The 21714-nt window shown below is 69.3% G+C and carries 27 protein-coding genes; 4 read left to right on the top strand and 23 right to left on the bottom strand.

What is annotated here, in order from left to right:
- On the bottom strand, window positions 1-501 hold a 501-nt coding region (locus tag STRTUCAR8_RS01385), incomplete at its 3' end, for a pyridoxal-phosphate dependent enzyme (RefSeq protein WP_277814639.1).
- Here STRTUCAR8_RS01385 and STRTUCAR8_RS01380 point away from each other — a divergent pair.
- The 3 genes from STRTUCAR8_RS01380 to STRTUCAR8_RS01370 all read left to right on the top strand — a co-directional run bounded on the left by STRTUCAR8_RS01380 (window position 495) and on the right by STRTUCAR8_RS01370 (window position 2528).
- Window positions 495-1730, top strand: coding sequence for a tyrosine-type recombinase/integrase (locus STRTUCAR8_RS01380; RefSeq protein ID WP_006373559.1), 1236 nt, complete (start codon window positions 495-497; stop codon window positions 1728-1730). The two genes, STRTUCAR8_RS01385 and STRTUCAR8_RS01380, sit on opposite strands and share 7 nt — an antisense overlap.
- A gap of 171 nt (window positions 1731-1901) precedes the next feature.
- Window positions 1902-2204: a hypothetical protein gene (locus tag STRTUCAR8_RS01375; protein ID WP_006373567.1), complete on the top strand. Its 303-nt coding sequence runs from the start codon at window positions 1902-1904 to the stop codon at window positions 2202-2204.
- 3 nt (window positions 2205-2207) lie between these two features.
- Window positions 2208-2528 carry a hypothetical protein gene (locus STRTUCAR8_RS01370; protein WP_006373562.1) on the top strand — a complete coding sequence of 107 codons (321 nt, stop codon included), beginning with the start codon at window positions 2208-2210 and terminating at the stop codon, window positions 2526-2528.
- A 305-nt stretch (window positions 2529-2833) separates the two neighbouring features.
- Here STRTUCAR8_RS01370 and STRTUCAR8_RS01365 read toward each other — a convergent pair whose 3' ends face one another.
- From STRTUCAR8_RS01365 to rpsB, 6 genes are all read right to left on the bottom strand, one after another.
- Window positions 2834-3505 (bottom strand): hypothetical protein, encoded by a 672-nt coding sequence (locus tag STRTUCAR8_RS01365; RefSeq protein WP_006373560.1) that lies wholly within the window; start codon window positions 3503-3505, stop codon window positions 2834-2836.
- A 125-nt stretch (window positions 3506-3630) separates the two neighbouring features.
- Window positions 3631-4758, bottom strand: coding sequence for a phosphatidate cytidylyltransferase (locus tag STRTUCAR8_RS01360; protein ID WP_078507083.1), 1128 nt, complete (start codon window positions 4756-4758; stop codon window positions 3631-3633).
- A complete protein-coding gene (gene frr, locus STRTUCAR8_RS01355; RefSeq protein ID WP_006373551.1) occupies window positions 4758-5315 on the bottom strand; it encodes a ribosome recycling factor in 558 nt (185 codons plus the stop codon). The genes STRTUCAR8_RS01360 and frr overlap by 1 nt, the downstream gene beginning before the upstream one ends.
- 154 nt (window positions 5316-5469) lie before the next feature.
- A complete protein-coding gene (gene pyrH, locus STRTUCAR8_RS01350; protein ID WP_006373557.1) occupies window positions 5470-6228 on the bottom strand; it encodes a UMP kinase in 759 nt (252 codons plus the stop codon).
- Between the two features lie 201 nt (window positions 6229-6429).
- On the bottom strand, window positions 6430-7266 hold the full coding sequence (gene tsf / locus STRTUCAR8_RS01345; protein ID WP_006373554.1) for a translation elongation factor Ts: 837 nt from the start codon (window positions 7264-7266) through the stop codon (window positions 6430-6432).
- 99 nt (window positions 7267-7365) lie between these two features.
- Window positions 7366-8289: a 30S ribosomal protein S2 gene (gene rpsB / locus STRTUCAR8_RS01340; RefSeq protein WP_006373552.1), complete on the bottom strand. Its 924-nt coding sequence runs from the start codon at window positions 8287-8289 to the stop codon at window positions 7366-7368.
- 270 nt (window positions 8290-8559) lie between these two features.
- On the opposite strand from rpsB, the gene STRTUCAR8_RS01335 reads away from it, so the two are divergent.
- Window positions 8560-9177 (top strand): M23 family metallopeptidase, encoded by a 618-nt coding sequence (locus STRTUCAR8_RS01335; protein ID WP_044471440.1) that lies wholly within the window; start codon window positions 8560-8562, stop codon window positions 9175-9177.
- Between the two features lie 73 nt (window positions 9178-9250).
- Here the strand turns inward: STRTUCAR8_RS01335 and STRTUCAR8_RS01330 are convergent, their stop codons facing one another.
- The 16 genes from STRTUCAR8_RS01330 to rpsP form a co-directional block, all read right to left on the bottom strand.
- Window positions 9251-9808, bottom strand: a complete 558-nt coding sequence (locus STRTUCAR8_RS01330; protein WP_006373572.1) for a TetR/AcrR family transcriptional regulator — start codon at window positions 9806-9808, stop codon at window positions 9251-9253.
- 107 nt (window positions 9809-9915) lie between these two features.
- Window positions 9916-10758: an RNA polymerase sigma factor WhiG gene (whiG, locus tag STRTUCAR8_RS01325; RefSeq protein WP_006373566.1), complete on the bottom strand. Its 843-nt coding sequence runs from the start codon at window positions 10756-10758 to the stop codon at window positions 9916-9918.
- Between the two features lie 322 nt (window positions 10759-11080).
- Window positions 11081-12301: a DNA-processing protein DprA gene (dprA, locus tag STRTUCAR8_RS01320; protein WP_006373558.1), complete on the bottom strand. Its 1221-nt coding sequence runs from the start codon at window positions 12299-12301 to the stop codon at window positions 11081-11083.
- Window positions 12298-13923 (bottom strand): YifB family Mg chelatase-like AAA ATPase, encoded by a 1626-nt coding sequence (locus tag STRTUCAR8_RS01315; RefSeq protein ID WP_006373575.1) that lies wholly within the window; start codon window positions 13921-13923, stop codon window positions 12298-12300. The genes dprA and STRTUCAR8_RS01315 overlap by 4 nt, the downstream gene beginning before the upstream one ends.
- Window positions 13923-14345 (bottom strand): YraN family protein, encoded by a 423-nt coding sequence (locus STRTUCAR8_RS01310; RefSeq protein ID WP_006373553.1) that lies wholly within the window; start codon window positions 14343-14345, stop codon window positions 13923-13925. Before STRTUCAR8_RS01310 ends, STRTUCAR8_RS01315 begins: the two co-directional genes overlap by 1 nt.
- Window positions 14346-14452: 107 nt before the next feature.
- On the bottom strand, window positions 14453-14761 hold the full coding sequence (locus tag STRTUCAR8_RS01305) for a DUF2469 domain-containing protein (RefSeq protein WP_003965949.1): 309 nt from the start codon (window positions 14759-14761) through the stop codon (window positions 14453-14455).
- A 55-nt stretch (window positions 14762-14816) separates the two neighbouring features.
- Window positions 14817-15341, bottom strand: a complete 525-nt coding sequence (locus tag STRTUCAR8_RS01300) for an NUDIX hydrolase (protein WP_006373569.1) — start codon at window positions 15339-15341, stop codon at window positions 14817-14819.
- On the bottom strand, window positions 15331-16077 hold the full coding sequence (gene lepB, locus STRTUCAR8_RS01295; protein WP_006373565.1) for a signal peptidase I: 747 nt from the start codon (window positions 16075-16077) through the stop codon (window positions 15331-15333). Before lepB (STRTUCAR8_RS01295) ends, STRTUCAR8_RS01300 begins: the two co-directional genes overlap by 11 nt.
- 37 nt (window positions 16078-16114) lie before the next feature.
- On the bottom strand, window positions 16115-17122 hold the full coding sequence (gene lepB, locus STRTUCAR8_RS01290; RefSeq protein ID WP_078507082.1) for a signal peptidase I: 1008 nt from the start codon (window positions 17120-17122) through the stop codon (window positions 16115-16117).
- A complete protein-coding gene (gene lepB / locus STRTUCAR8_RS01285) occupies window positions 17013-18095 on the bottom strand; it encodes a signal peptidase I (protein ID WP_006373568.1) in 1083 nt (360 codons plus the stop codon). The genes lepB (STRTUCAR8_RS01290) and lepB (STRTUCAR8_RS01285) overlap by 110 nt, the downstream gene beginning before the upstream one ends.
- Window positions 18088-18828, bottom strand: coding sequence for a signal peptidase I (lepB, locus tag STRTUCAR8_RS01280; RefSeq protein WP_006373555.1), 741 nt, complete (start codon window positions 18826-18828; stop codon window positions 18088-18090). The genes lepB (STRTUCAR8_RS01285) and lepB (STRTUCAR8_RS01280) overlap by 8 nt, the downstream gene beginning before the upstream one ends.
- 60 nt (window positions 18829-18888) lie before the next feature.
- Window positions 18889-19239, bottom strand: a complete 351-nt coding sequence (gene rplS / locus STRTUCAR8_RS01275; protein ID WP_007384968.1) for a 50S ribosomal protein L19 — start codon at window positions 19237-19239, stop codon at window positions 18889-18891.
- A gap of 133 nt (window positions 19240-19372) precedes the next feature.
- Entirely contained in the window at window positions 19373-20194 is an 822-nt protein-coding gene (gene trmD, locus STRTUCAR8_RS01270) for a tRNA (guanosine(37)-N1)-methyltransferase TrmD (RefSeq protein ID WP_006373561.1), read from the bottom strand.
- Window positions 20194-20757, bottom strand: a complete 564-nt coding sequence (gene rimM / locus STRTUCAR8_RS01265; protein ID WP_006373573.1) for a ribosome maturation factor RimM — start codon at window positions 20755-20757, stop codon at window positions 20194-20196. Before rimM ends, trmD begins: the two co-directional genes overlap by 1 nt.
- Before the next feature lie 106 nt (window positions 20758-20863).
- Window positions 20864-21103, bottom strand: a complete 240-nt coding sequence (locus STRTUCAR8_RS01260; RefSeq protein ID WP_006373563.1) for an RNA-binding protein — start codon at window positions 21101-21103, stop codon at window positions 20864-20866.
- Window positions 21104-21105: 2 nt separating this feature from the next.
- The gene (rpsP, locus tag STRTUCAR8_RS01255) at window positions 21106-21534 is read right to left on the bottom strand and encodes a 30S ribosomal protein S16 (protein ID WP_044471439.1); all 429 of its coding nucleotides are present in this window, start codon (window positions 21532-21534) and stop codon (window positions 21106-21108) included.
- Between the last annotated feature and the right edge of the window lie 180 nt (window positions 21535-21714).

Raw genomic sequence — 21714 nt, 5'->3', positions numbered from 1 at the left:
CGGAGCCGCGCCGCCGGACCGCCAGGCCTCGAACAGCGGGGTGAACGGCGCGTTCTGACACATCAGCAGCCGCGGCAGCCGCTCGCAACCGGCCCGGATCCGGCGCGCCGCCTCATGGGCGCCGATGGCTCCCGTACCGCTGCCGACCGCCTGTACGTACGTCTGCGGGAGGCGCCCGATCGCCTCGGCCGCCGCCAGCATCACGGTGCCCAGACCGTCGCGGCGCCCTACGTTGCGGCAGCCGCCCTCCGCCTGATGGCCGGGGAGCCGGGCCAGCAGGTCGGCGGCCGCGATGGTGTCGCTGTAGGTGGCGCCTCCGTCGAGGACGACGATGCGAACGCAGGGGTCGAGCGGCCCGGGAAACCGCATGCCGGCCATGGCGGGCGCGGGCACCACGAGTAGACAGGGCACCTGATGGCGGGTCGCGGCCCACGCGAAAGCGGCGGCGGTGTTGCCCGCCTCCCTTCCCCATGCCCGGAAGGAACCGCCACCGCATGGCAGGCCACATCCAAGACCGCTGGTACAAGACCGATACCGACACCAACGGCAAGACCCGCCGGGTCAAGAGCGACCGCTTCGGCGCCGGACTCCGCTACCGCGCCCGGTACATCGGGCCAGACGGCACCGAGAGGTCCAAGAGCTTCCCCGACCGTCAGAAGCGGCTCGCGGAGCAGTGGCTGACGGGCATCGAAGCCGACATGAACAGCGGTCACTACATCGACCCGAAAGCCTCCCGAATCACCTTCAAGACCTATGCCGAGAAGTGGCTCAAGACCCACAGCGCGGACGTGTCGAGTCAGATCGTGACCGAACAGAGGCTGCGCCTTCACGCGCTTCCGATACTCGGCTCCCGCCCCCTGGACTCGTTCCGCCCCGAACACATCCGCGAACTCGTGAGCGTTCTGGAGAGGGACCCCGCCGTCAGTGGCTCGTACGCGCGGAACATCTACGGCGACGTACGGGCAGTGCTCAGCGCGGCTGTCGACGATGGGCTGTTGCCCCGGAACCCGTGCGGCGCGAGGTCCGTACGCCCGCCGACAGTCGAGAAGCGGCGCGTCGTACCGTGGCTACCCTCACAGGTCCATGCAGTCCGTGCGGCTCTCCCCGAGCGCTACCAGGCCATGGTGAATCTCGGGGCGGGATGTGGGCTTCGTCAGGGGGAGATCGTCGGACTCGCAGAGGACGCCCTCGACCCCGACGGCACCACACTGCACGTGGTCCGGCAAGTGAAGCTCATCCGGGGGAAGGCCGTGTTCGCCCCGCCGAAGTGCAACAAGGAGCGGGACGTACCGTTGCCACCCTCGGTGGCCGAAGCTCTACGGGCCCACATGGACACGTGCAAGCCCGTTGAGATCACCCTGCCGTGGCGAAAGCCGGACGGCCCGATGGTGTCCGCTCGCCTCCTGTTCACCAACACCGCGAACGGGATCGTCTGGCGGAGCAACTTCAACGTGCAGGAGTGGAAGCGTGCGCTCGCCGCTGCGGGCCTGATCTCCGAAGCCGAGAAGGGCGGCAAGTACGTGTCCGCGCGCGAGCACGGCATGCACGCGTTGAGGCACTTCTACGCGTCCACCCTCCTAGAGGCGGGGGAGAACATCAAGGCCGTTAGCCAGTACCTGGGGCACTCCGATCCGGGACTGACTCTGCGGGTTTACGCGCACTTGATGCCATCAAGTCATGAGCGTACGAGGAAGGCGGTCGATGCGACCTTCACAGCAGAACCGTCATAGAAGCAATGAGAACTATCCCTCAAAGAGACATGTGGGTATTGCCCACCTACCCCTCCGGGGCTAAGATTCTTATACCGCGAGGCCCTTGCCTAGGTTCGGCGCACAAAACCCCTCGCAGTGTTGACCGACCAACGCCGAAGAGTCGGACCACCAAGGAGCACTGATGGATCTATGGGAACCAGCACACGCGAGGAGTTCGAAGTCGTAGCAGAGACCGAAGTCGACGCCAGGGGACGCGTCTCCCTCGGACGCGCCGGAGCCAAGCCCGGCAGGCGCTACCGCGTGGAGGCAGACCCCGACGGCGTGCTCTTGCTCATCCCTGTCGTGTCCATTCCGGAACGTGAGCTGCTGGTCTGGACAGACCACGAAGTAGCAGACCGTGTGCGGCGTGGAGTACAGCAGGCAAGAGACGGGAAGACCAAGGACCTCGGCGACTTCAGCCAGTACCTCGCGGAGGACGAAACCGAGGACTAACCCGTGTTCACCCTTCGCTTTTCCGACGACGCCGAAACCACCCTCGACCGGCTGAAGGCCGGCGGTAACGCCACCCTCACCAAACTGAACAAAGTGCACCGCACGCTGGGACGCCTCCAGACGAACCCAAGGCACCCGGGGCTGCGCTCACACCAGTACGAGAACTTCCCGAACCTGCCGGACGAGAAGGTGTGGGACTCCTACGTCGAGAACCAGACGGCGTCAGCATGGCGCATCTACTGGATGTACGGACCCAACGAGAAGGACGAACAGGGCAACGAGATCGCAGTCATCACCGTGCTGGTGATCGGTCCACACCTGTAGGTCTTAAGAACCGAATCACGAGGCTCCGGGGCTCACACTCCGGGGCCTCGTGCGTGTAGTCCAACGCCGTTGGAGCACGGCCACGCGAGCCTGACGGCCCACAGACGGCCCAGTAGCCCCGAACGGGCCCTCTACCGGCGCCATACGCGCAGGTGGGGGCCCGTTTTGCTGCCGGTTCACTGCCAGATCTCCGGGCTTAGGCATGGCTGTACCAGTGTCGCAGACATCCGGACACCCCCTCGCCCCCCTGTGGACAACCTCGCCGGCAGGCACAGAAGCCCAGGTCCGCGGCCCTCTCTACGCTCTCACCGAGGCGCCGCAGCCATCACCCCCCGAAGCTGCGTCACCTCCCGCTCCAGCTCGCGGTAGTGGTCGCTGACCTTCTGCCGGGCCGTCGGGGTGACGCGGCCCCCGTCCAGTTCGGTCAGCCGGTGTCCCAGGGCGGCGAGGTCCGTCTGCCAGCCGTGCCAGCCGTCGGCGCCCTGGGCGACGGCCAGCTCCTCCTGGGCGGCCCGCAGGGTCACGTGGACCGCCTGGCGCAGCGGGACGAGGTCGGCGCGCAGGCGTTCGGTGCGCTCACGGAGATAGACGAGGGACTCGCCGACTCCGGCGCACATCTCCCCCAGCTCGGTCATCGTTCTGGTGTGCTCCCCGAGCGCGCCCAGCCAGGGCACGGCCGCTTCGGCGCCGTTCTCCGCCGCCGCGACAGCCCCGGTACGGATCTCGTCGTAGTACTGGGACACACCGTCGAGGTCGGCGAAGGCACTGACCGCCCCGGTCGTCTGCTCACGGATGGTCTCCGAGGGCAGTCCGTCGCCCTGGTCGAGCAGCGCCTCGATCCGGGCCAACTCGCCCCGAACCCCTCGTCGCAGCTCCAGCAGAGCCTGGTGAGCCGCGTCGGCCGCCTCGACAGGGCCGGCGACAGCCGCCAGCCCCTCGGCCTGCCGCTGGCGCCTGGCCCGACTACGCCCCCACATGCACGCCACCCCTTCCGGACGGATCGACCGCACTGAAGTCGATCTTAGGTTCGAAAGGGGTGGTTTCAGGCTGACGTGTGTTCTTCACAGGAAATCCGGACCGTACTGGAACATTCCGGCCGCCCTCAGCCTACGAATGCGACGAACAGCAACCACACCACAGGAGCCGTGGGAAGCAGCGAGTCCAGCCGGTCCATGATGCCGCCGTGCCCGGGCAGCAACGTGCCCATGTCCTTGATGCCCAGATCGCGCTTGATCATGGACTCGCCGAGGTCACCGAGCGTGGCGCTCACCGCGACCGCGAGGCCCAGCAGCAGCCCCTGCCACCAGGTGCCGTCGTCGATGGCGTACTCCATCAGCAGCGCGCCCGCCACCATCGCGAACGCGACAGCGCCGAACAGGCCCTCGCGGGTCTTTCCGGGGCTGATGCGCGGCGCGAGCTTGTGCTTGCCGAAGCGCCAGCCGATCGCGTATGCGCCGGTGTCGCTGACGACCGTCAGGAGCAGGAACGTCATGACGCGCTGCGCACCGTCGTCGGCGGTGAGCATCATCGCGACGAACGTCGCCAGGAACGGGACGTAGAAGGCCGCGAAGACGCCTGCCGTGACGTCTTTCAGGTAGCCCTCGGGAGGTTCCGTCATACGCCAGACCAGGACCGCGAGCGCGGTGAGCGCCATCGCGACCCACGCACCCTCGGGCCCCCGGACGTAGCCGGCCACGACCATCGCGGCCCCGCCGAGCGCGAGCGGCACCAGCGGCGCCTTGATGCCCTTGCGCTCCTGGAGCCGGGACGTCAGTTCCCACAGGCCGACCACTACGGCGACCGCGATCACGCCGACGAATGCGGCCTTGACGACGAACAGCGACGCGATGATCACCGCACCGAGCCCGACGCCGACACCTATGGCCGCGCCGAGGTCCCGGCCCGCGCTCTTCTTCTGCGGGGCGGGGGCCGGCTGCTGGGCGTCGTCGGGCGTGGGCATGGAATCCGGCTTCTGCGGCACCGCCCCGTAGGGCTGTGCCTGCGGCATCTCGTCGCGGAACAAGGGGCCGCCCGGCCGAGCGGCCCCCCGGTCGTCATCCTGGTCTCCGCCGTGTGCGGGTACGTCGGGCACGATGGGCATGGGGCGAGTCTGCTGCGCGTGCTGCGCATCGTACGCGGGACCCGCCGGGGCAGCCCCCTGGACAGGCCCTCCGTCGGACGGCCCCCAGTACCCGGCGTGGGGCGGCGCCCCCCAGGAAGAGTCGTTCATCAGACTTCGAGAAGCTCCGCTTCCTTGTGCTTGAGAAGCTCGTCCACCTGCGCGACGTACTTCGCGGTGGTGTCGTCGAGCTCCTTCTCCGCGCGACGGCCCTCGTCCTCGCCGACCTCGCCGTCCTTGACGAACTTGTCGATGGTGTCCTTGGCCTTGCGGCGGATGGACCGGATCGAGATCTTGGAGTCCTCGGCCTTGGTGCGGGCCACCTTGATGTAGTCCTTGCGGCGCTCCTGGGTGAGCTCGGGGAACACCACGCGGATGATGTTTCCGTCGTTGCTCGGGTTGACGCCGAGGTCCGAGTCGCGGATCGCCTGCTCGATGTTGCGCATCGCGGTCTTGTCGAACGGGGTCACCACGGCCATCCGCGGTTCGGGCACGGAGAAAGAGGCCAGCTGGTTGATCGGCGTCAACGCGCCGTAGTAGTCGGCCACGATCTTGTTGAACATCGCCGGGTGCGCACGGCCGGTGCGGATCGCGGCGAAGTCCTCCTTGGCGACCACGACGGCCTTCTCCATCTTCTCCTCGGCCTCGAGGAGGGTCTCTTCGATCACCACTTGCTCCTGCGTGTCTTGAGTAGGCCCGGCTGCTGGTCTCGGTCAGGTCGGCGGCCGGCTGCGTCGCGTCTTCTTCCTGCACGGTTCCCGACCGGCAGGACATTGTCCATCCCCCGCTCAGGGTCCGTCCCCGGGCAGGGTTGATACCCGGTCAGTCCCGGCTGCCCTGTTCACCGACGAGTGTGCCGATCTTCTCACCCTTGACGGCCCGGGCGATATTGCCCTCGGTCAGAAGCTCGAAGACGAGGATCGGGAGCTTGTTGTCACGGCACAGCGTGATCGCGGTCATGTCGGCGACCTTGAGGTCCCGGGTGATGACCTCGCCGTAGCCGAGCGAGTCGAACTTGACGGCCTCGGGATTGGCCTTCGGGTCGGAGTCGTAGACCCCGTCCACGCCGTTCTTGCCCATCAGCAGAGCCTCGGCGTCGATCTCCAGGGCTCGCTGTGCGGCGGTCGTGTCGGTGGAGAAGTACGGCATGCCCATACCGGCACCGAAGATGACCACGCGGCCCTTCTCCAGGTGTCGTACGGCGCGCAGCGGAATGTACGGCTCGGCGACCTGGCCCATGGTGATGGCGGTCTGGACCCGGCTGTCGATGCCCTCCTTCTCCAGGAAGTCCTGGAGAGCGAGGCAGTTCATGACGGTGCCGAGCATGCCCATGTAGTCCGAGCGGGCCCGGTCCATGCCGCGCTGCTGGAGTTCCGCACCGCGAAAGAAGTTGCCGCCGCCGATGACGACGGCGATCTGGGAGCCGTCGCGCACGACGGCCGCGATCTCGCGGGCAATCTTGTGCACCACGTCGGGGTCGACGCCCAGGCCCCCGCCACCGGAGAAGGCCTCTCCGGACAACTTCAGCATGAACCGTCCACGCACTTTGCCGTCGTCGCTCTTCTGGGCCTTGGTGGTCATCGAGATCTCGCCTCTTCACGTGTCACACATACGAAGGAGGCCACTGCCGGTGGGGTGTCGTCGCATCCCATGCTCGGCAATGGCCTCCTCGTCAGATCTGCTGTCGTCCGCCACGCGCGCGTGCATGACGGCGTACGCGCGCGACTGTCCTCGACCCTATAGGTATGCCTACGCGGGCCGCGCGTCGATCGCGGTACGGACTCAGATGCCGACCTTGATGCGCGTGAAGCGCTTCAGGGTGACACCGGCCTCGTCCAGGACCTTCTGGACGGACTTCTTGTTGTCCAGCGCGTACGGCTGGCCGAGCAGCGTGGCTTCCTTGAAGAAGCCGTTGACGCGTCCCTCGACGATCTTCGGCAGGGCGGCCTCGGGCTTGCCCTCGGCGCGAGTGGTCTCCTCGGCGACACGACGCTCGGTCTCGACGACCTCGGCCGGCACGTCCTCCTTGGAGAGGTACTTCGGCGCGAAGGCGGCGATGTGCTGAGCGATGCCCTTGGCGACCTCGGCGTTGGGCTTGTCCAGCTCGACGAGGACACCGATCTGCGGGGGCAGGTCGGGCATCGTGCGGTGCATGTACGCCAGCACGAAACCGTCCGCGTACTGCGCGAAGCGGTCCAGGACGATCTTCTCGCCCAGGTTGGCGTTGGCCTCGTCGACGAACGCCTGGACCGTCTTGCCGGACTCGATCTCGGAGGCGAGCAGCGCCTCCAGGTCGGCCGGGGAGGTCTTGGCGACGTGCTCGGCGAGCGCGTTGGCGGCGGCCTGGAACTTCTCGCCCTTGGCGACGAAGTCCGTCTCGCACTTCAGCTCGACGAGGACACCGGAGGTGTTGTCGTCGGCGATGATCGAGACGACCGCGCCGTTCTCGGCGGAACGGCCCTCGCGCTTGGCGACGCCCTTCTGGCCCTTGATGCGCAGGGCCTCGACGGCCTTGTCGACCTCGCCGTCGGCCTCGTCGAGCGCCTTCTTGCAGTCCATCATGCCGGCGCCGGTGAGCTCACGGAGCTTCTTGACGTCGGCGGCGGTGTAGTTCGCCATGATTCTCGGAGTCTCTCTCGAAGTCTGAAAGATCTGCGGATCGAACGGCGGGGGCCCGATGGAGGTGCCCCCGCCGTCGACAACCCGAAGGGGTGAGGGTCAGGCCTGCTCGGCAGCCTCGGCCGGAGCCTCGGCCTCGGCAGCGGGCGCCTCGACGGGGGCCTCAGCGGCGACCTCGACCTCGGCAGCGGCCTCGGCCGGAGCCTCAGCAGCAGCCTCGGCGGCGGGCGCCTCGGCGTCGTCGGCCTTCTTCTCGCCCTCGAGGAGGTCTCGCTCCCACTCGGCGAGGGGCTCGGCGACGGCCTTCTCGCCCTTGTCACCGGTGTTGACGCCGGAGCGGGACATGAGGCCCTCGGCGACAGCGTCGGCGATCACGCGGGTGAGCAGGGTGACGGAGCGGATCGCGTCGTCGTTGCCCGGGATCTTGTAGTCGACCTCGTCGGGGTCGCAGTTGGTGTCGAGGATGGCGACGACCGGGATGTTGAGCTTCCGGGCCTCACCGACCGCGATGTGCTCCTTCTTGGTGTCCACGATCCAGACGGCGCTGGGCACCTTGGACATCTCGCGGATACCACCGAGGGTCTTCTCCAGCTTGGCCTTCTCGCGCGAGAGCACGAGAAGCTCCTTCTTGGTGAGACCCGACGCGGCGACGTCCTCGAAGTCGATCTGCTCGAGCTCCTTGAGGCGCTGCAGACGCTTGTAGACGGTCGAGAAGTTGGTGAGCATGCCGCCCAGCCAGCGCTGGTTGACGTAGGGCATGCCGACGCGGGTCGCCTGCTCGGCGATCGCCTCCTGCGCCTGCTTCTTCGTGCCGACGAACATGACCGTGCCGCCGTGGGCGACGGTCTCCTTGACGAACTCGTAGGCGCGGTCGATGTACGACAGCGACTGGAGCAGGTCGATGATGTAGATGCCGTTGCGCTCCGTGAAGATGAAGCGCTTCATCTTCGGGTTCCAACGACGGGTCTGGTGACCGAAGTGGACGCCGCTTTCCAGCAGCTCCCGCATCGTGACGACGGCCATGGCCGTTCTCCTTGTGTTTCTCGGTTGTGCCGCGGGTACCGGACGGCACCCGCGCCTGACGCCCGATTGCGCCTTGCCACGAGGGACCGAGGGGCGCTGACACCTGCCTTGTACGGGCCTGATGTCGGGGCGTGCGAAGTCGACCCGGTCACCCGGATCGCCAAAGGAAGTGTACGGGAACCGCGAGGCCTCGGGTGACGCCGTTGTCCACAACCGGTCAGTACTCCACAGGTCCGCCCAGACCGTCCCGAATCGCGCGAGGCTCCGCCCATGCGACCGAAACGAGGAACGCGCCGAGGACGACGTCGGGGCCGTGGAGTGCTGCTGGCCCTGACGGTGACACTGACACTGACGGCACCGACAGCGCGCGGGGCCGGGGCGGCCCCGCCGCCTGAACCCCCCGCGGCGGACGCCCATCCGACCCCCGCGCTCGCCCGCTCCTGGCCGGTGGGCACCCGCCCCCTGGTCCTACGAGCCTGGGAGCCTCCCCCGACGCCCTACGCCAGGGGTCACCGGGGCGTGGACCTGGCGGCCGCCCCCGGCACCCCGGTTCGTGCGGTGGCGGCGGGCCGGGTGTACTTCGCGGGCCGGGTGGCGGGACGGGGAGTCGTCTCCGTGGAGCTGTCGGGCACGGGCGCCCCACCCCTGCGCACGACGTACGAACCGGTGACGGCCGCGGTGGAGACGGGCGCGGAGGTGATGGCAGGCGAGGTGGTGGGCACGGTGGAGGTCGGAAGCGGTCACTGCACGACGGCATGCGTGCACTGGGGCCTGCTGAGAGGCGACATGTGCCTGGACCCGCTGACGCTGCTGCCCCCATGGCTGCTGCACAGGGGCCCGTCCCGCCTCCTGCCGGTGCTGGGCGTACCGCTGCCCACCCAGCCGTAGACATACGCGGCCCAGCCGTAGGCATACGCGGCCCGGCCGAGCCACCGGGCCCGCACCGACCCGCGGAGCCGGTTCAGCCCCGTACACCCCGCAACGCCATCGCCACAGCCGCGTCGGTGATCACCGCGGGATCTTCCGTCATCCCGAACTCGATCCGCCGCACAGCCGCGTCCACGATCCCCTGCAGCAGCATCGCGGCCATCCGGGGCTGCTCATGGCCGATGTCCCGCAGCGCCTCGACCACCATCGCGACGAGCGCCCCGTGTGCCGCCCGGATCCGTTCCCTGGCCGCCGCGTCCAGCTCGCTCGCCGAGATCGCGACCACGGCCCGGTGCCTGCGGTCGCCCACCAGGGCGAGCTGCCGGCGCACATAGGCCTCGACCTTGCCCTCGGGCCCCTCGGCCGCGGCCATCGCCGCCTCGACCTCGGCCGCCCAGACCGGGAAGTCGACCGCGCACAGTTCCTCGACGACGGAGGCCCGCGACCGGAAGTACTCGTAGACGGACGACCGCGCGAGCCCGGTCCGCTCGGCCAGGGCCGGGAAGGTCAGCGCCTCCGTCCCGCCCTCGGACAACAGGGACCTAGCCGCGTCCAGCAGGGCGGCTCGCTGCATCGACCGGTGCTCGGCCACGGAGGCCGCTCGAATCCTTGGCACGTCAACCACTGTACGGACGGACCGCCCCGCAGGGGAGACACTCCGGTCACCCGAGCCGCCTCGCCAGGTCAGGTCAGGTCAGGTCAGCGACCGAAGCTCGCCAGCTTGGCGCGCAGTTGCAGTACCGACTTGGTGTGGATCTGGCTGACCCGGCTCTCGGTCACGCCCAGCACGTTGCCGATCTCCGCGAGGGTGAGCCCCTCGTAGTAGTACAGCGTCACCACGGTCTTCTCCCGGTCGGGCAGTGTGTTGATCGCCCGCGCGAGGAACCGCCGCAGCTCCCGGCCCTCGGCCACCTCGACCGGGTTGTCGGCGGCGGTGTCCTCCAGTGTGTCCATGAGACTCAGCCGGTCCCCGCCCTCACCCCCGGCATGCAGCAGTTCCTCCAGCGCCACCACGTTCGCCAGCGACAACTGGCTGAACACCGCGTGGAGTTCGTCGACCGCGATGCCCATCTCTGCGGCCACCTCGCCCTCCGACGGCGTCCGCCGCAGGCGCGCCTCCAGCGTCGCGTACGCCCGCTCCACGTTCCGCGCCTTCTGCCGCACCGACCGCGGGATCCAGTCCAGCGCCCTCAGCTCGTCGATCATGGCGCCCCGGATACGCGTGATCGCGTACGTCTCGAACTTGATCTCCCGCCCGATGTCGAACTTCTCGATCGCGTCGATCAGTCCGAACACCCCGGAGGAGACGAAGTCCGCCTGCTCGACGTTGGGCGGCAGCCCGACGCTCACCCGCCCGGCGACGTACTTCACGAGCGGCGAGTAGTGCAGGATCAACTGCTCCCGCAGCCGCTCGTCGCCCGTCGTCTTGTACGAACGCCACAGCTCGTCGAGCGTCGAGGGAGCGGGCGGGCGCACATTACCGCCGTCGCGGGCTGCCGGTGGGGCCGCCGCCCGGTCGGACCCGGAGGTGTGCTGGGGCATACGTCGCCTTGTGCCGTTCTGCCGTGAACCGGTGGTGCCTGGATGGGTGCCCGGGTGGGCCGTCGGTCTGTTGCGGTCTGATGTCGAATTACCCGTCTGGTCGAATTGCCTCTCCGACTGCCGGTCTGCGCCGGAATCCACGTGAGCGTAGCGTGACTGAGGTGTCGCAGTGTGCGAGGTCGAGGGGGTGGGGCGTACGCAGATACGTTCCGCTGGACGCCCTCCGGGGTCAGGCCCGTTGCCCTGTGTGACCATCGGAGCGGGTCAACTGCGGGAATTCCCAAGGGCTTCGGGCATCCCCCGGACGGCCGAACACGCTCGGTCAGCACGCATCCCGGCCGGGCCGGACGGAGATCATCGCCTGGCGTGTCAACTTCCAGCCGTCGTCGTGTCGTTCGACGTAACCAAGTGATCGGAGCTCGTACAGTCTGGCGACCGCGTCGTCCTGCGTCGTCGACGCGCTCAGGGCGATGTCGTCCACCGTCGCGGTCGCGGCGGCGGGCAGCGCGGCCAGGACACGTCTCGCCGCCGGTTCCAGCAGGTCACGCGGGAGCACCGGCCCCCGCCGCTCCGGCGCCAGCTCGCCCATGTCCCCGACCAGCTCGGCGACTTCCGCGGCGTCGGTGACCAGCATCGCCTCGCCGCGCAGGAGTTCGTGCACACCGGCGGAGAGCCCGCTGGTGGCGGGCCCCGGCACCCCCATCGTGAACCTCCCCAGCCGCTGCGCCGCCCGCGCCGTGACCAGCGAGCCGCTGCGGTACGCGGCCTCGACGACCACGGTCCCCCTGGTGAGGGCCGCGATCACCCGGTTGCGCAGCACGAACCGGCTCTGTGTCGGATGGTCGCCCGGCGGCAACTCGCCCACGACCAGGCCTTGTTCGGCGATTCTGGTGATCAACTGGGTGTGCCCGCGCGGGTAGGGCCGGTCGACCCCGCAGGCGAGTACGGCGACTGTGGCCCCGCCCGCACCGAGCGCACCCCGGTGCGCGGCCCCGTCGACCCCGTAGGCGCCGCCCGACACCACCACCCAGCCGCGCTCCGCGAGCCCGGCGGCGAGCGTGGCCGCCATGTGGGCGCCGTACTCGGTGCAGGCCCGGGCCCCCACCACGGCGACGGACCGCAGCGCCCACATCCGCAGACTGGGCCGCCCGCGCACCCACAGTCCCGTGGGCCGAGCATCGCCGAGGTCGTCGAGCTGGGCCGGCCACTCCGGCTCGCCGGGCCACACGAACCGCACCCCCGCCGCCCGTGCGACGGCGAGATCCCGCTCGGGCTCGGCCTGTTCGGCCCGCGCGCACAGTCCCGACCATCTGGTCCCCGTGACTCCGGTCAGCATGGGCCCACCGTCCCTGAGCCGCCGTACCACCTCCACGGCCCCGCGCTCCCTGAGCCACCGCCCGGCGACCTCGTCCCCCGGCTCGACGACCCGGGTGAGGAGGACCCGGGCGAGCCCCTCCGCTGCCGGTCGGCCACCCTGCTCACGGCTCGGCTTCCCGCCGGTCGCATCGCAGGCCGCATCCCGTGCCGTGCCGTCCCGTGTCATGTCATCGCCCCGATCGCCATCGGCACCCCACGAGGCACCCCCGTACGCAGTTGCAGCGCCAGGGCGACGTCCGTCTCGTCGGGCCGGTCATGACCGACTAGGTCCGCGACGGTCCAGGCGACCCGCAGGACCCGGTCGATCCCGCGCGCGGTGAGCACACCCCGTTCCAGATTCCGCTCGGCCTCCTCCATGGCGCCGGGTACGGCGTGCCAGCGGCTCCGCAGCTCCCGTCCCGGCACCTCGCTGTTGGTCCGCCACGGGGTCCCCACGAGCCGCGCCGACGCCCGTGCCCGGGCCGCGCGCACCCGCTCGGCGACCGTCGCCGTGGACTCGCCCCGCGCCCCGCGCTCGACGAGCTGGGAGCGCGTGACCCGGTCCACCTCGACCCGCAGGTCTACCCGGTCGAGCAGGGGCCCGGAGAGCCGGGCCTGATAGCGCCGGATCACGGAGGGCGGGCACTCACAGAGGGTGTCCCGCTGGGAGAAACGGCCGCACGGGCACGGGTTGGCCGCGAGAACCATCAGGAACCTGGCCGGGAACCGCACCACCCCGGCACTCCGCGCGATCACCACGTGCCCGGCCTCCAGGGGCTGGCGCAGGGCGTCCAGCACCTGGCTCCCGAACTCCGGGGTCTCGTCCAGAAAGAGGATTCCACGGTGAGCCAGCGAGACGGCTCCGGGCCGTGCCACCCCCTGTCCGCCGCCGACGAGGGCCTGCATGGTGGCCGAGTGGTGCGGGGCGCAGTAGGGCGCCGTGTCGATCAGGGGTTTGCCGGGTGGCAGCAGGCCCGCGACCGAGTGGACGGCGGTCACCTCCAGCGACTCCTCCCGGGTGAGCGGGGGCAGGACGGAGGGCAGCCGCTCGGCGAGCATCGTCTTGCCCGCCCCCGGTGGACCTTCCAGGAAGACGTGATGGCCGCCGGCCGCCGCCACCTCCATCGCCGTGCGCGCCGAGTGCTGGCCGACGACGTCGGCCAGGTCGTGGCCGTTGTCGTACTGGGCGGCGCCCATGCTGTGCATGCCCGTGGCTGCCCCGGTGCCCGGCATCCGCAGGCCCGCCATGAGCGGGTCGGGGCGACCGTGGCCGTCCGGTTCCTCCTCCGGCACGGGTTCGTCGGCGAGAACGGCGATCAGCTGCCGCAGACTGCGCACGCCGAGCACCGACACCCCGGGGACCAGCGCGGCTTCGGCGGCGGCGCACTCCGGTACGACCACCTGTTCGTATCCCGAGTCGGCCGCCGCGAGCACCGCCGGCAGGATGCCCCGGACCGGTCGCACCCGGCCGTCGAGGCCCAGTTCGCCGATCATCACGATGTCGGCGAGGACCCGTGGATCGATCCGCTCGGCGGCCCCGAGGACGGCGGCGGCGATGGCGAGATCGAACCCGCTGCCGCTCTTGGGCACGGACGCCGGGCTGAGCCCCACCGTGAGCTTCTTCTGCGGCCAGGCGGCTCCGGAGTTGACGACCGCCGCCCGGACCCGGTCCTTGCTTTCCGTCAGGCTCTTGTCGGGCAGTCCCACCAGGGTGAACGCTGCGACGCCGGGTTCGAGATCCGCCTGGACCTCGACGACCACGCCCTCGACGCCCACCAGCGCCACCGAACACGTACGGGCGAATCCCATCACGCCACCCCCCGCGCGTGTTCCACCACGGGGGCGCCGCGCTCGGGCAGCAGAACGCCGACCAGGTCGATACGGACGCCGCCGGGTGGTGCTCCCCCGTGTTCCTGCACCCAGCGCTCGGCGAGACCCCGCAGCCGCTCGGCCTTGGCCGGTGTGACGGCGGCCATCGGGTGCTGGAAGACTCCGGCGGCTCCGGCCGCCCTGCGTGTCTTGACCTCGCAGACGACGAGCGCGTCGCCGTCCCGGGCCACGATGTCGATCTCACCGGTCCGGCCGGCGCGCCAGTTGCGGTCCAGGACCGTCATTCCGGCCTCGGTCAGCCGTCGCACGGCCAGGTCCTCGCCGTACCTGCCCAGCGCGCCCCGCTGTGCGTTGCCTCGCGCCGGGTTCGGTCCGCCGCCCTGTGCATGGCGTGTGTTCATGTCGGCACCACCTCCGGCGCCAACAATGCGGACAGTTCAGCGAGCTATTGGATCTTGGTGGACAACCTCAGCATTGTGGATAACTCCGTCACCCGCACGGGTGACGGTCAGCCGCCCGGGAGCTCCAGATCGCTCTTGTTCAGTTCCTCGATGTTCACGTCCTTGAACGTGAGCACCCGCACCTGCTTCACGAACCGGGCCGGCCGGTACATGTCCCACACCCAGGCATCCGCCATGGAGACCTCGAAGAACACCTCACCCTGGACCGAGTGCACCTGCATCTCGTAGTCGTTGGTGAGATAGAAGCGCCGCTCGGTCTCGATCACGTATTTGAACAGACCGACGACATCGCGGTACTCCCGGTAGAGCTTCAGCTCCATCTCGGTCTCGTACTTCTCGAGGTCCTCGGCGCTCATGGCATGTTCCCCTTCAGCCGTGCGTCCCCCCATTGTGCGCCAGTACCGCGATCCTCTAGACGATTTCCGTGTCGAGGACCTCGGGCGTGGGCGGGGGGCCTTCGTCGAGCACCTTGCGCAGGAGCTCGGCGAGTCTGGTCGGATACACCGTCTCATGTGCCCGGGTCAGTTCCTGGCACGTCCACCAGCGCGCTCCGGCGACACTGCGCCGTTCCAGCTCGGTCTGGCCCGTGGCCCGGGTCTCCGTCCGGTCCGTACGGGCCAGGTAGTACCACTCGTCCTGGTCCCAGCGGCGTCCCGCGAACGGGAAGGAGCAGCTGCGCCGCCACAGCACCGGACCGAGTTCGACCTCGGTGATGCCGGTCTCCTCCGCGAGTTCCCGCAGCGCGGCCTCCTCACGGGTCTCGTCGCCCTCGATGCCGCCACCGGGGGTGAACCACCAGGAGACCGAAGGATCGTCCGGCTCGTGCCCGTGCAGCAGCAGAATCCGGTCCTGGGGATCGAGGAGCACCAGTCGGGACACCTTGCGCGTTCCGCCGGTGTACGAGTCGTCCACGCCGCCCTCCGCCTCAGCGGACACCGGCCGGCTCCGCCACCGCGCTGGCGCGCCGCTTCGCCGCCCGGTTGGCGATCGGCCCGTAGGCGCCACCGCCCAGGACGAGTACCCCGCCCGCCACGATCGCGAAGGTGAGCAGCCGCAGCGGCCCCGGCGTCGACAGGGCACCCAGAGGTTCGAAGCCCGTGGGCCGGGCCAGCATGCCGTTCATGGGCCACACCACGGCGTCGACGCGGGCGTCCACTCCGCTGCGCGGCACCGTGCCGTTGAAGGCCTCCGTGAGGTGGGCCGTGGAGTCCAGGGATCCGGTGCGCTCGTCGCCGAGCAGGAACAGACGCCCCTCGGGGACGGTGACCGACGGGATGGCGGTCAGCTCGGCCACCTGACCCTTGCGCAGGTAGGACTCCTGGATCTGCTTGCCGTTGACGACCAGCTTGCCGTCCGTGCAGCAGGAGACCGTGTCCCCGCCCACGGCCACGACCCGCTTGACCAGGGGCATGTTGCCCCAGCTCTCCTGCCTGAAGACCACGACGTCACCGCGCTTGATGTCGCCGCCGTCGATCCGCTGGGCCAGCACCCGGTCGCCGGCCACGATGGTGGGCGACATGGAGTCCGTCGGCACGGTGTACGGCTGGTAGAGGATCGCGCCCCAGACGAAGCCGCCCAGGAAGAGCACACAGCCGAGGGCCACAGCCAGTCCCGACAGCTTGCTGCCGAGCCGTCCGCGGCCCTCGTCCGTGCGTGTCGTCGTACTGCTCATCCCAGTGGTCTCCCAGATCGCGGCCTGGGACGGCACCCTACCCGGCGGTACCGGACCCGGGAACACCGGAGTTTCCGACGGTAACGGGAGCGGTCGTACGACCGGCCGCCCGGCGCCTGCGCCACAGGACCAGCGGGACGGCGCCCGCGAGGCCCAGCGCGCCCGGTGCGGCGGCGCTCAGGTTCTGGTCGAACGTGTCGGGAATCGGCAGCGTGTTCCAGCGGGTGGGCGGCCAGGCGACCACGATGGCGCGGCCGACGACGTTGCCCACAGGGACGAAGCCCTGGTTCTTGTCCTCCTGGTGATACCGGGAGTCCAGGGAGTTCTGCCGGTGGTCACCCATGACCCAGATTTTGCCCTTGGGTACCGTCACCTTGAACTGGCCACCCTGGTCGTCGACGCTGCACGGCGTGTTCCCCGCGTACACGAACGACGCGTCGTTGAGCGGCTGGCCGTTGACCTTCAGCGGGCCCGTGCCCTTGCACTCGACGGTGTCGCCGCCCACGCCGATGACCCGCTTGATGAGGTCCTTCTCGTTGGCGGACGGCATCAGGCCGATCCAGCCGAGGACCCGCTGCACGGGGTTCGGTTCGACGGTCGGCTCGCCGGCCAGCCAGTCGGCGGGGTCGTGGAAGACGACGACCTCACCGCGCTCGGGCTCGGAGCCGAACCACGGGGTCAGCTTGTCGACCAGGACCCGGTCGCCCTGCTCCAGGGTGTGCTGCATGGAGTCGGAGGGGATGGAGAACGCCTGGACCAGGAAGGTCTTGATCAGCAGCGCGAGCACCAGCGCGATGCCGATGAGCAGCGGCAGTTCCTTCCAGAAGGAGCGCTGCTTCCTGGGCTTGTGGCCGGGCTCGTCAAGGTCCTGCGCCGTGTCGTCCCCGGACCCGGAGTCCCCTGAGCCGCTCCCCGAGAGCCCTGGGGCCCCGGGGTCACTCTCGGCGGGGACTGCGTCCTCTGCGGCCGGTGAAACCGGCTCCGCGGGGCGCTGTTCCTCGGGACCGTCCTGTCCGGACCGTGCGCCGACCGCCAAATCCCCCACATCCACTCCTCACTCCGAACCACCGCCCACGCCGGAAGTGACGCAGGCCCACCACTCCCATAACGAGCGGGAGTTCCGCAGGGGTCGGGAGCGGGATCGATCCATACCGATCCGCGGAAGCCACCCTATGCGACGAGCCGAGGGCGGAGGCCGACCCACCCGGCACCGTGGAGAACGTGTTCGGCTCCTCCAGACGGGTCCAGTGGCCGAACGGCCAGGCGATGACCATGGCGCGGCCCACGACGGAGCTCTCGGCCACGGTGCCGCTGTACGCCTCGGTTCGGTGGTAGCGGGAGTCGGCGGAGTTGGCCCGGTGGTCGCCCATGACGAACAGGCGCCCTTCGGGGACCTTCACCTCGAAGGTGAACGACGACGGCTTGTTGCCGGGATGGATGTAGGTCGTCTCGTTGAGCGGCATGCCGTTGACCGTCACGCGGCCCTGGGAGTCGCAGCACTTGACGGTGTCGCCGCCGACGGCGACGACGCGTTTGATGAGGTCCTTCTCGTTGTCCGAGGGCAGCAGACCGATGAAGGTGAGGCCCTGCTTGACCTGCTTGACGACGATCGGGTCCTCTCCCTTCGCGGTGGTCGGCTCGTCGTCGAGCCAGCCGCCGGGGTCCTTGAAGACGACGACGTCACCGCGCTGGGGCTTGGAGCCGAACCAGGGGGTGAACTTGTCCACGAGGACACGGTCACCGATCTGGATCGTGTTCTCCATCGAGCCCGACGGGATCACGAACGCCTGCACGAGGAACGTCTTCAGGACCAGGGCGATGAGCACCGCGACGCCCACCAGGAGGGGTATCTCCTTGACGGCCGAGCGCCGTCTGCGCGCCTTGACCTTGCGCTGGAGCTTGCGCCGCTCGGCCCGGCCCGGCCTTGCGGCGGCGCCGGACGCCCGGCGGGAGCCGGTGGGCAGCAACTGGTCGGCGGCGGTGCTGGGCGCACCGCGCGGTTTACCGCGGTTACCCATGGACACCGTCCGACGTGCCGACCGCGGTCGTCTCCGGGGCGGGCACGCGCGCGTACGCGCCGGGCCGGTTCAGGCGGGTCCAGTGCTCGCGGGGCCAGGCGATCCAGTCGGCCCGGCCGATCACCCTCCCGACGGGGACCATCCCACCGCCCGGCGAACCCAGGTGGTCCCGGGAGTCCCTGGAGTCGCTGCGGTGGTCCCCCATGACGAAGAGGCCGCCCTCGGGCACCACGACGTCGAAGGACACCGTGGACGGGCTGTCACCGGGGTAAAGGAACGTCGACTCGTCGACCGACCGGCCGTTCACCTCGATTCTCCCCTCCTTGTCGCAGCAGACCACGTGGTCTCTCCCCACACCCACAACGCGCTTGATGTAGTCGGCGTGCCCGAAGTAGCCGGTTCCGTCGAACACGACGACGTCACCACGCTGCGGCTCGGCACCGAAACGGTACGCGAACTTATTTACGAGAACGCGGTCCCCGATCCTCAATCCGCGCTCCATCGAGCGGCTGGGAATTTCGAACGGCTGGATGACGAACCTGCTGAAGAGGAGCAGAAAAAGCAGGAGGACCAGCAGCGTCAGGGTGATCCGTCCGCCCGGGAGCCACTCCGCCGCCCGGGACACCAACGCAAAACGCGACCGGCCCTCCGGCCCCTCGGTGTCCGAGATCTTCTCGGATCGAGCAGGGCGGGAGGAGCGGTCGCGCTCCGTCTGCTGTGCTTCGGTGTTCATCGGGGCAGGATGCTATCCGGCCCCCATGTGAGCCTTCTTTACATCGGGCTCACCGACAGCTCAGTTGTCGCGCTTCTCCTTGATCTTCGCGGCCTTGCCGCGCAGCTCACGGAGGTAGTACAGCTTCGCGCGACGCACGTCACCACGCGTGACCAGCTCGATCTTCTCGACGATCGGGGTGTGCACCGGGAAGGTGCGCTCGACGCCGACGGAGAACGAGACCTTGCGGACCGTGAAGGTCTCGCGGACACCGGCGCCCTGACGGCGGATGACTACGCCCTTGAACTGCTGCACACGGGAGCGGTTGCCCTCGATGACGCGGACGTGGACGTTGACGGTGTCACCCGGGCGGAAGGCCGGGATGTCGGTGCGCAGCGACGCGGAGTCGACTGTGTCGAGCAGGTGAGACATTTCGTCTGCTTTCTTCGTTGATGCCACAGGTCATCAACGGGAGCTTGATTTACGGAGGAATGCTGTCCGTGCCGGGGCGGGCGTCGTGTCCCCCCGTGGCAGGGGCGCACGCCGGACGACGCACAACAGCGACCTATTCTTCCACGCCCTCTGGCCTGCGCCAAAATCGGCCGTCGGCGGAGGGGGCCCACCCCATGATGGAGAGCATCTCGCGGTCCTTCTTGTCGAAGGCAGACGCCTCGCACCGCTCGATCAGGTCGGGCCGGTTGGCCGCCGTACGACGCAGCGCCTCGTCCCGGCGCCACCGCGCGATCTTTCCGTGGTGGCCGCTGACCAGGACGTCCGGGATCTCCCGGCCGCGCCACTCGGGCGGCTTCGTGTAGACGGGCCCCTCCAGGAGGTTGGCCATGGCTCCCGGTGCGAAGGAGTCGTCCTGGTGCGACTCGGCGTTGCCGAGGACCCCGGGCAGCAGCCGCGCGACAGCCTCCGTGATCACCAGGACGGCCGCCTCACCGCCGGCGAGCACATAGTCGCCGATGGAGACCTCGTACACGGGTATCCGGGTCGCGTACTCGTCGATGACCCGCCGGTCGATGCCCTCGTAGCGGGCGGGGGTGAAGACCAGCCACGGCCGCTCGGACAGTTCGACAGCGAGCGCCTGGGTGAAGGGGCGGCCACTGGGGGTGGGCACGACCAGCGCGGGCGCCCGGGAGCCGGTCTCGTATCCGCCGGCCAGCACCTCGTCCAGCGCGTCACCCCAGGGGTCGGTCTTCATGACCATTCCCGGGCCGCCGCCGTAGGGCGTGTCGTCGACCTTGTTGTGGCGGTCGTACGTCCAGTCCCGAAGATCATGCACATGCACATTCAGCTGTCCACGCGCGCGTGCCTTGCCGACGAGCGAGACGTTCAGGGGTTCGAGGTACTCCGGGAAGATCGTGACGACGTCGAGACGCATCAGGCGTCGGCCCCCGGGGAGTCCTCGTCGTCCCTGGCGGACGCGATTTCAGCCCGGTCGTCGATCAGACCCGGCGGCGGGTCGATGACCGCGCGCTGCTTCTCCAGGTCGATCTCCACCACGATCTCCTCGACGAACGGGATGTACACCTCGCTGCCGTCGGCGCGCTCCACGACGAACAGGTCCTGGGAGGGCAGGTGCGAGATCTCGGTGATGCGCCCGACCTCGGTGCCGTCGACCAGGACGACGTCCAGGTCCATCAACTGGTGGTCGTAGTACTCGTCCTCACCCTCGGGCATTTCCTCGGGGTCGACGTCGGCGATCAGCAGGGTGTTGCGCAGGGCCTCGGCGCCGGTGCGGTCGTGCACGCCCTCGAAGCGCAGCAGGAGCCGGCCGCTGTGGACGCGGCCCGTCTCGATGGTCAGCGGGCCCACCGAGGCCGGATCGGTGGCCAGGACGGCGCCGGGCGGGAGCCGGAGCTCCGGCTCGTCGGTACGTACCTCGACGGTGACCTCGCCCTTGATGCCGTGGGCGCGGCCCACGCGCGCGAGTACGAGGTGCACTTTCTGGAATCTCCTGTCGTGTGCCTACGGGAATACCGCGTAGACGACTTCGGGCCGGGGACGGCCCAAGTGGCCCTCCCCGGCCCGAGCCGGTGCTGCATGGTGATCAGCGAACCTGGTCCACGTCGACGAGGTCGACACGGACACCGCGTCCGCCGATGGCACCCACGACGGTGCGCAGGGCACGCGCGGTGCGGCCGTTGCGGCCGATCACCTTTCCGAGGTCGTCGGGGTGAACCCTGACCTCCAGAACGCGCCCGCGACGCAGATCACGCGAGGCGACCTGCACTTCGTCGGGGTTGTCGACGATGCCCTTCACGAGGTGCTCGAGAGCCTCCTCGAGCATGCTCAGGCCTCGGTCGGCGCAGCCGCAGAGGAGTCGGCCGCAGCGTCGTCCTTCTTCTCGGCCTTCTTCTTCTGGGTGATGGCCTCACCCTTGCCCTCGTTGTCGCCGCCCAGGGCCTCGAACAACGGACGCGCGGGCTTCGGAGCGGCCACGAGCAGCGGAGCCGGGGCGGGCAGGCCCTTGAACTTCTGCCAGTCGCCGGTCAGCTTGAGGATGGCGAGAACCGGCTCGGTCGGCTGCGCGCCGACACCCAGCCAGTACTGCGCACGCTCGGTGTCGACCTCGATGCGCGAGGGGTTCTGCACCGGGTGGTACAGGCCGATCTCCTCGATGGCCCGGCCGTCACGGCGGGTACGGGAGTCGGCGACGACGATGCGGTAGTGAGGCGAACGGATCTTGCCCAGACGCTTCAGCTTGATCTTGACTGCCACGGGAGTGGGTTCTCCTGAATTGGACGTGGTTGGGCACGGCGAGATTGCCGCGTGGGGTTGCGGTACCCGAGTGCCCGATGGACGCGTCAGCCGGAGGCGAGAGGGTTCCTGTGCGACTGTCGAGTACAGCTGGCCATTCTGCCATACCCTGCGGGCCGTGCCGAACCCGGGCACCACTTC

Origin of the sequence: Streptomyces turgidiscabies Car8, assembly GCF_000331005.1 — a bacterium.
GTDB classification, from domain to species: domain Bacteria; phylum Actinomycetota; class Actinomycetes; order Streptomycetales; family Streptomycetaceae; genus Streptomyces; species Streptomyces turgidiscabies.
This window is presented reverse-complemented; position numbering and strand designations above follow the sequence as displayed.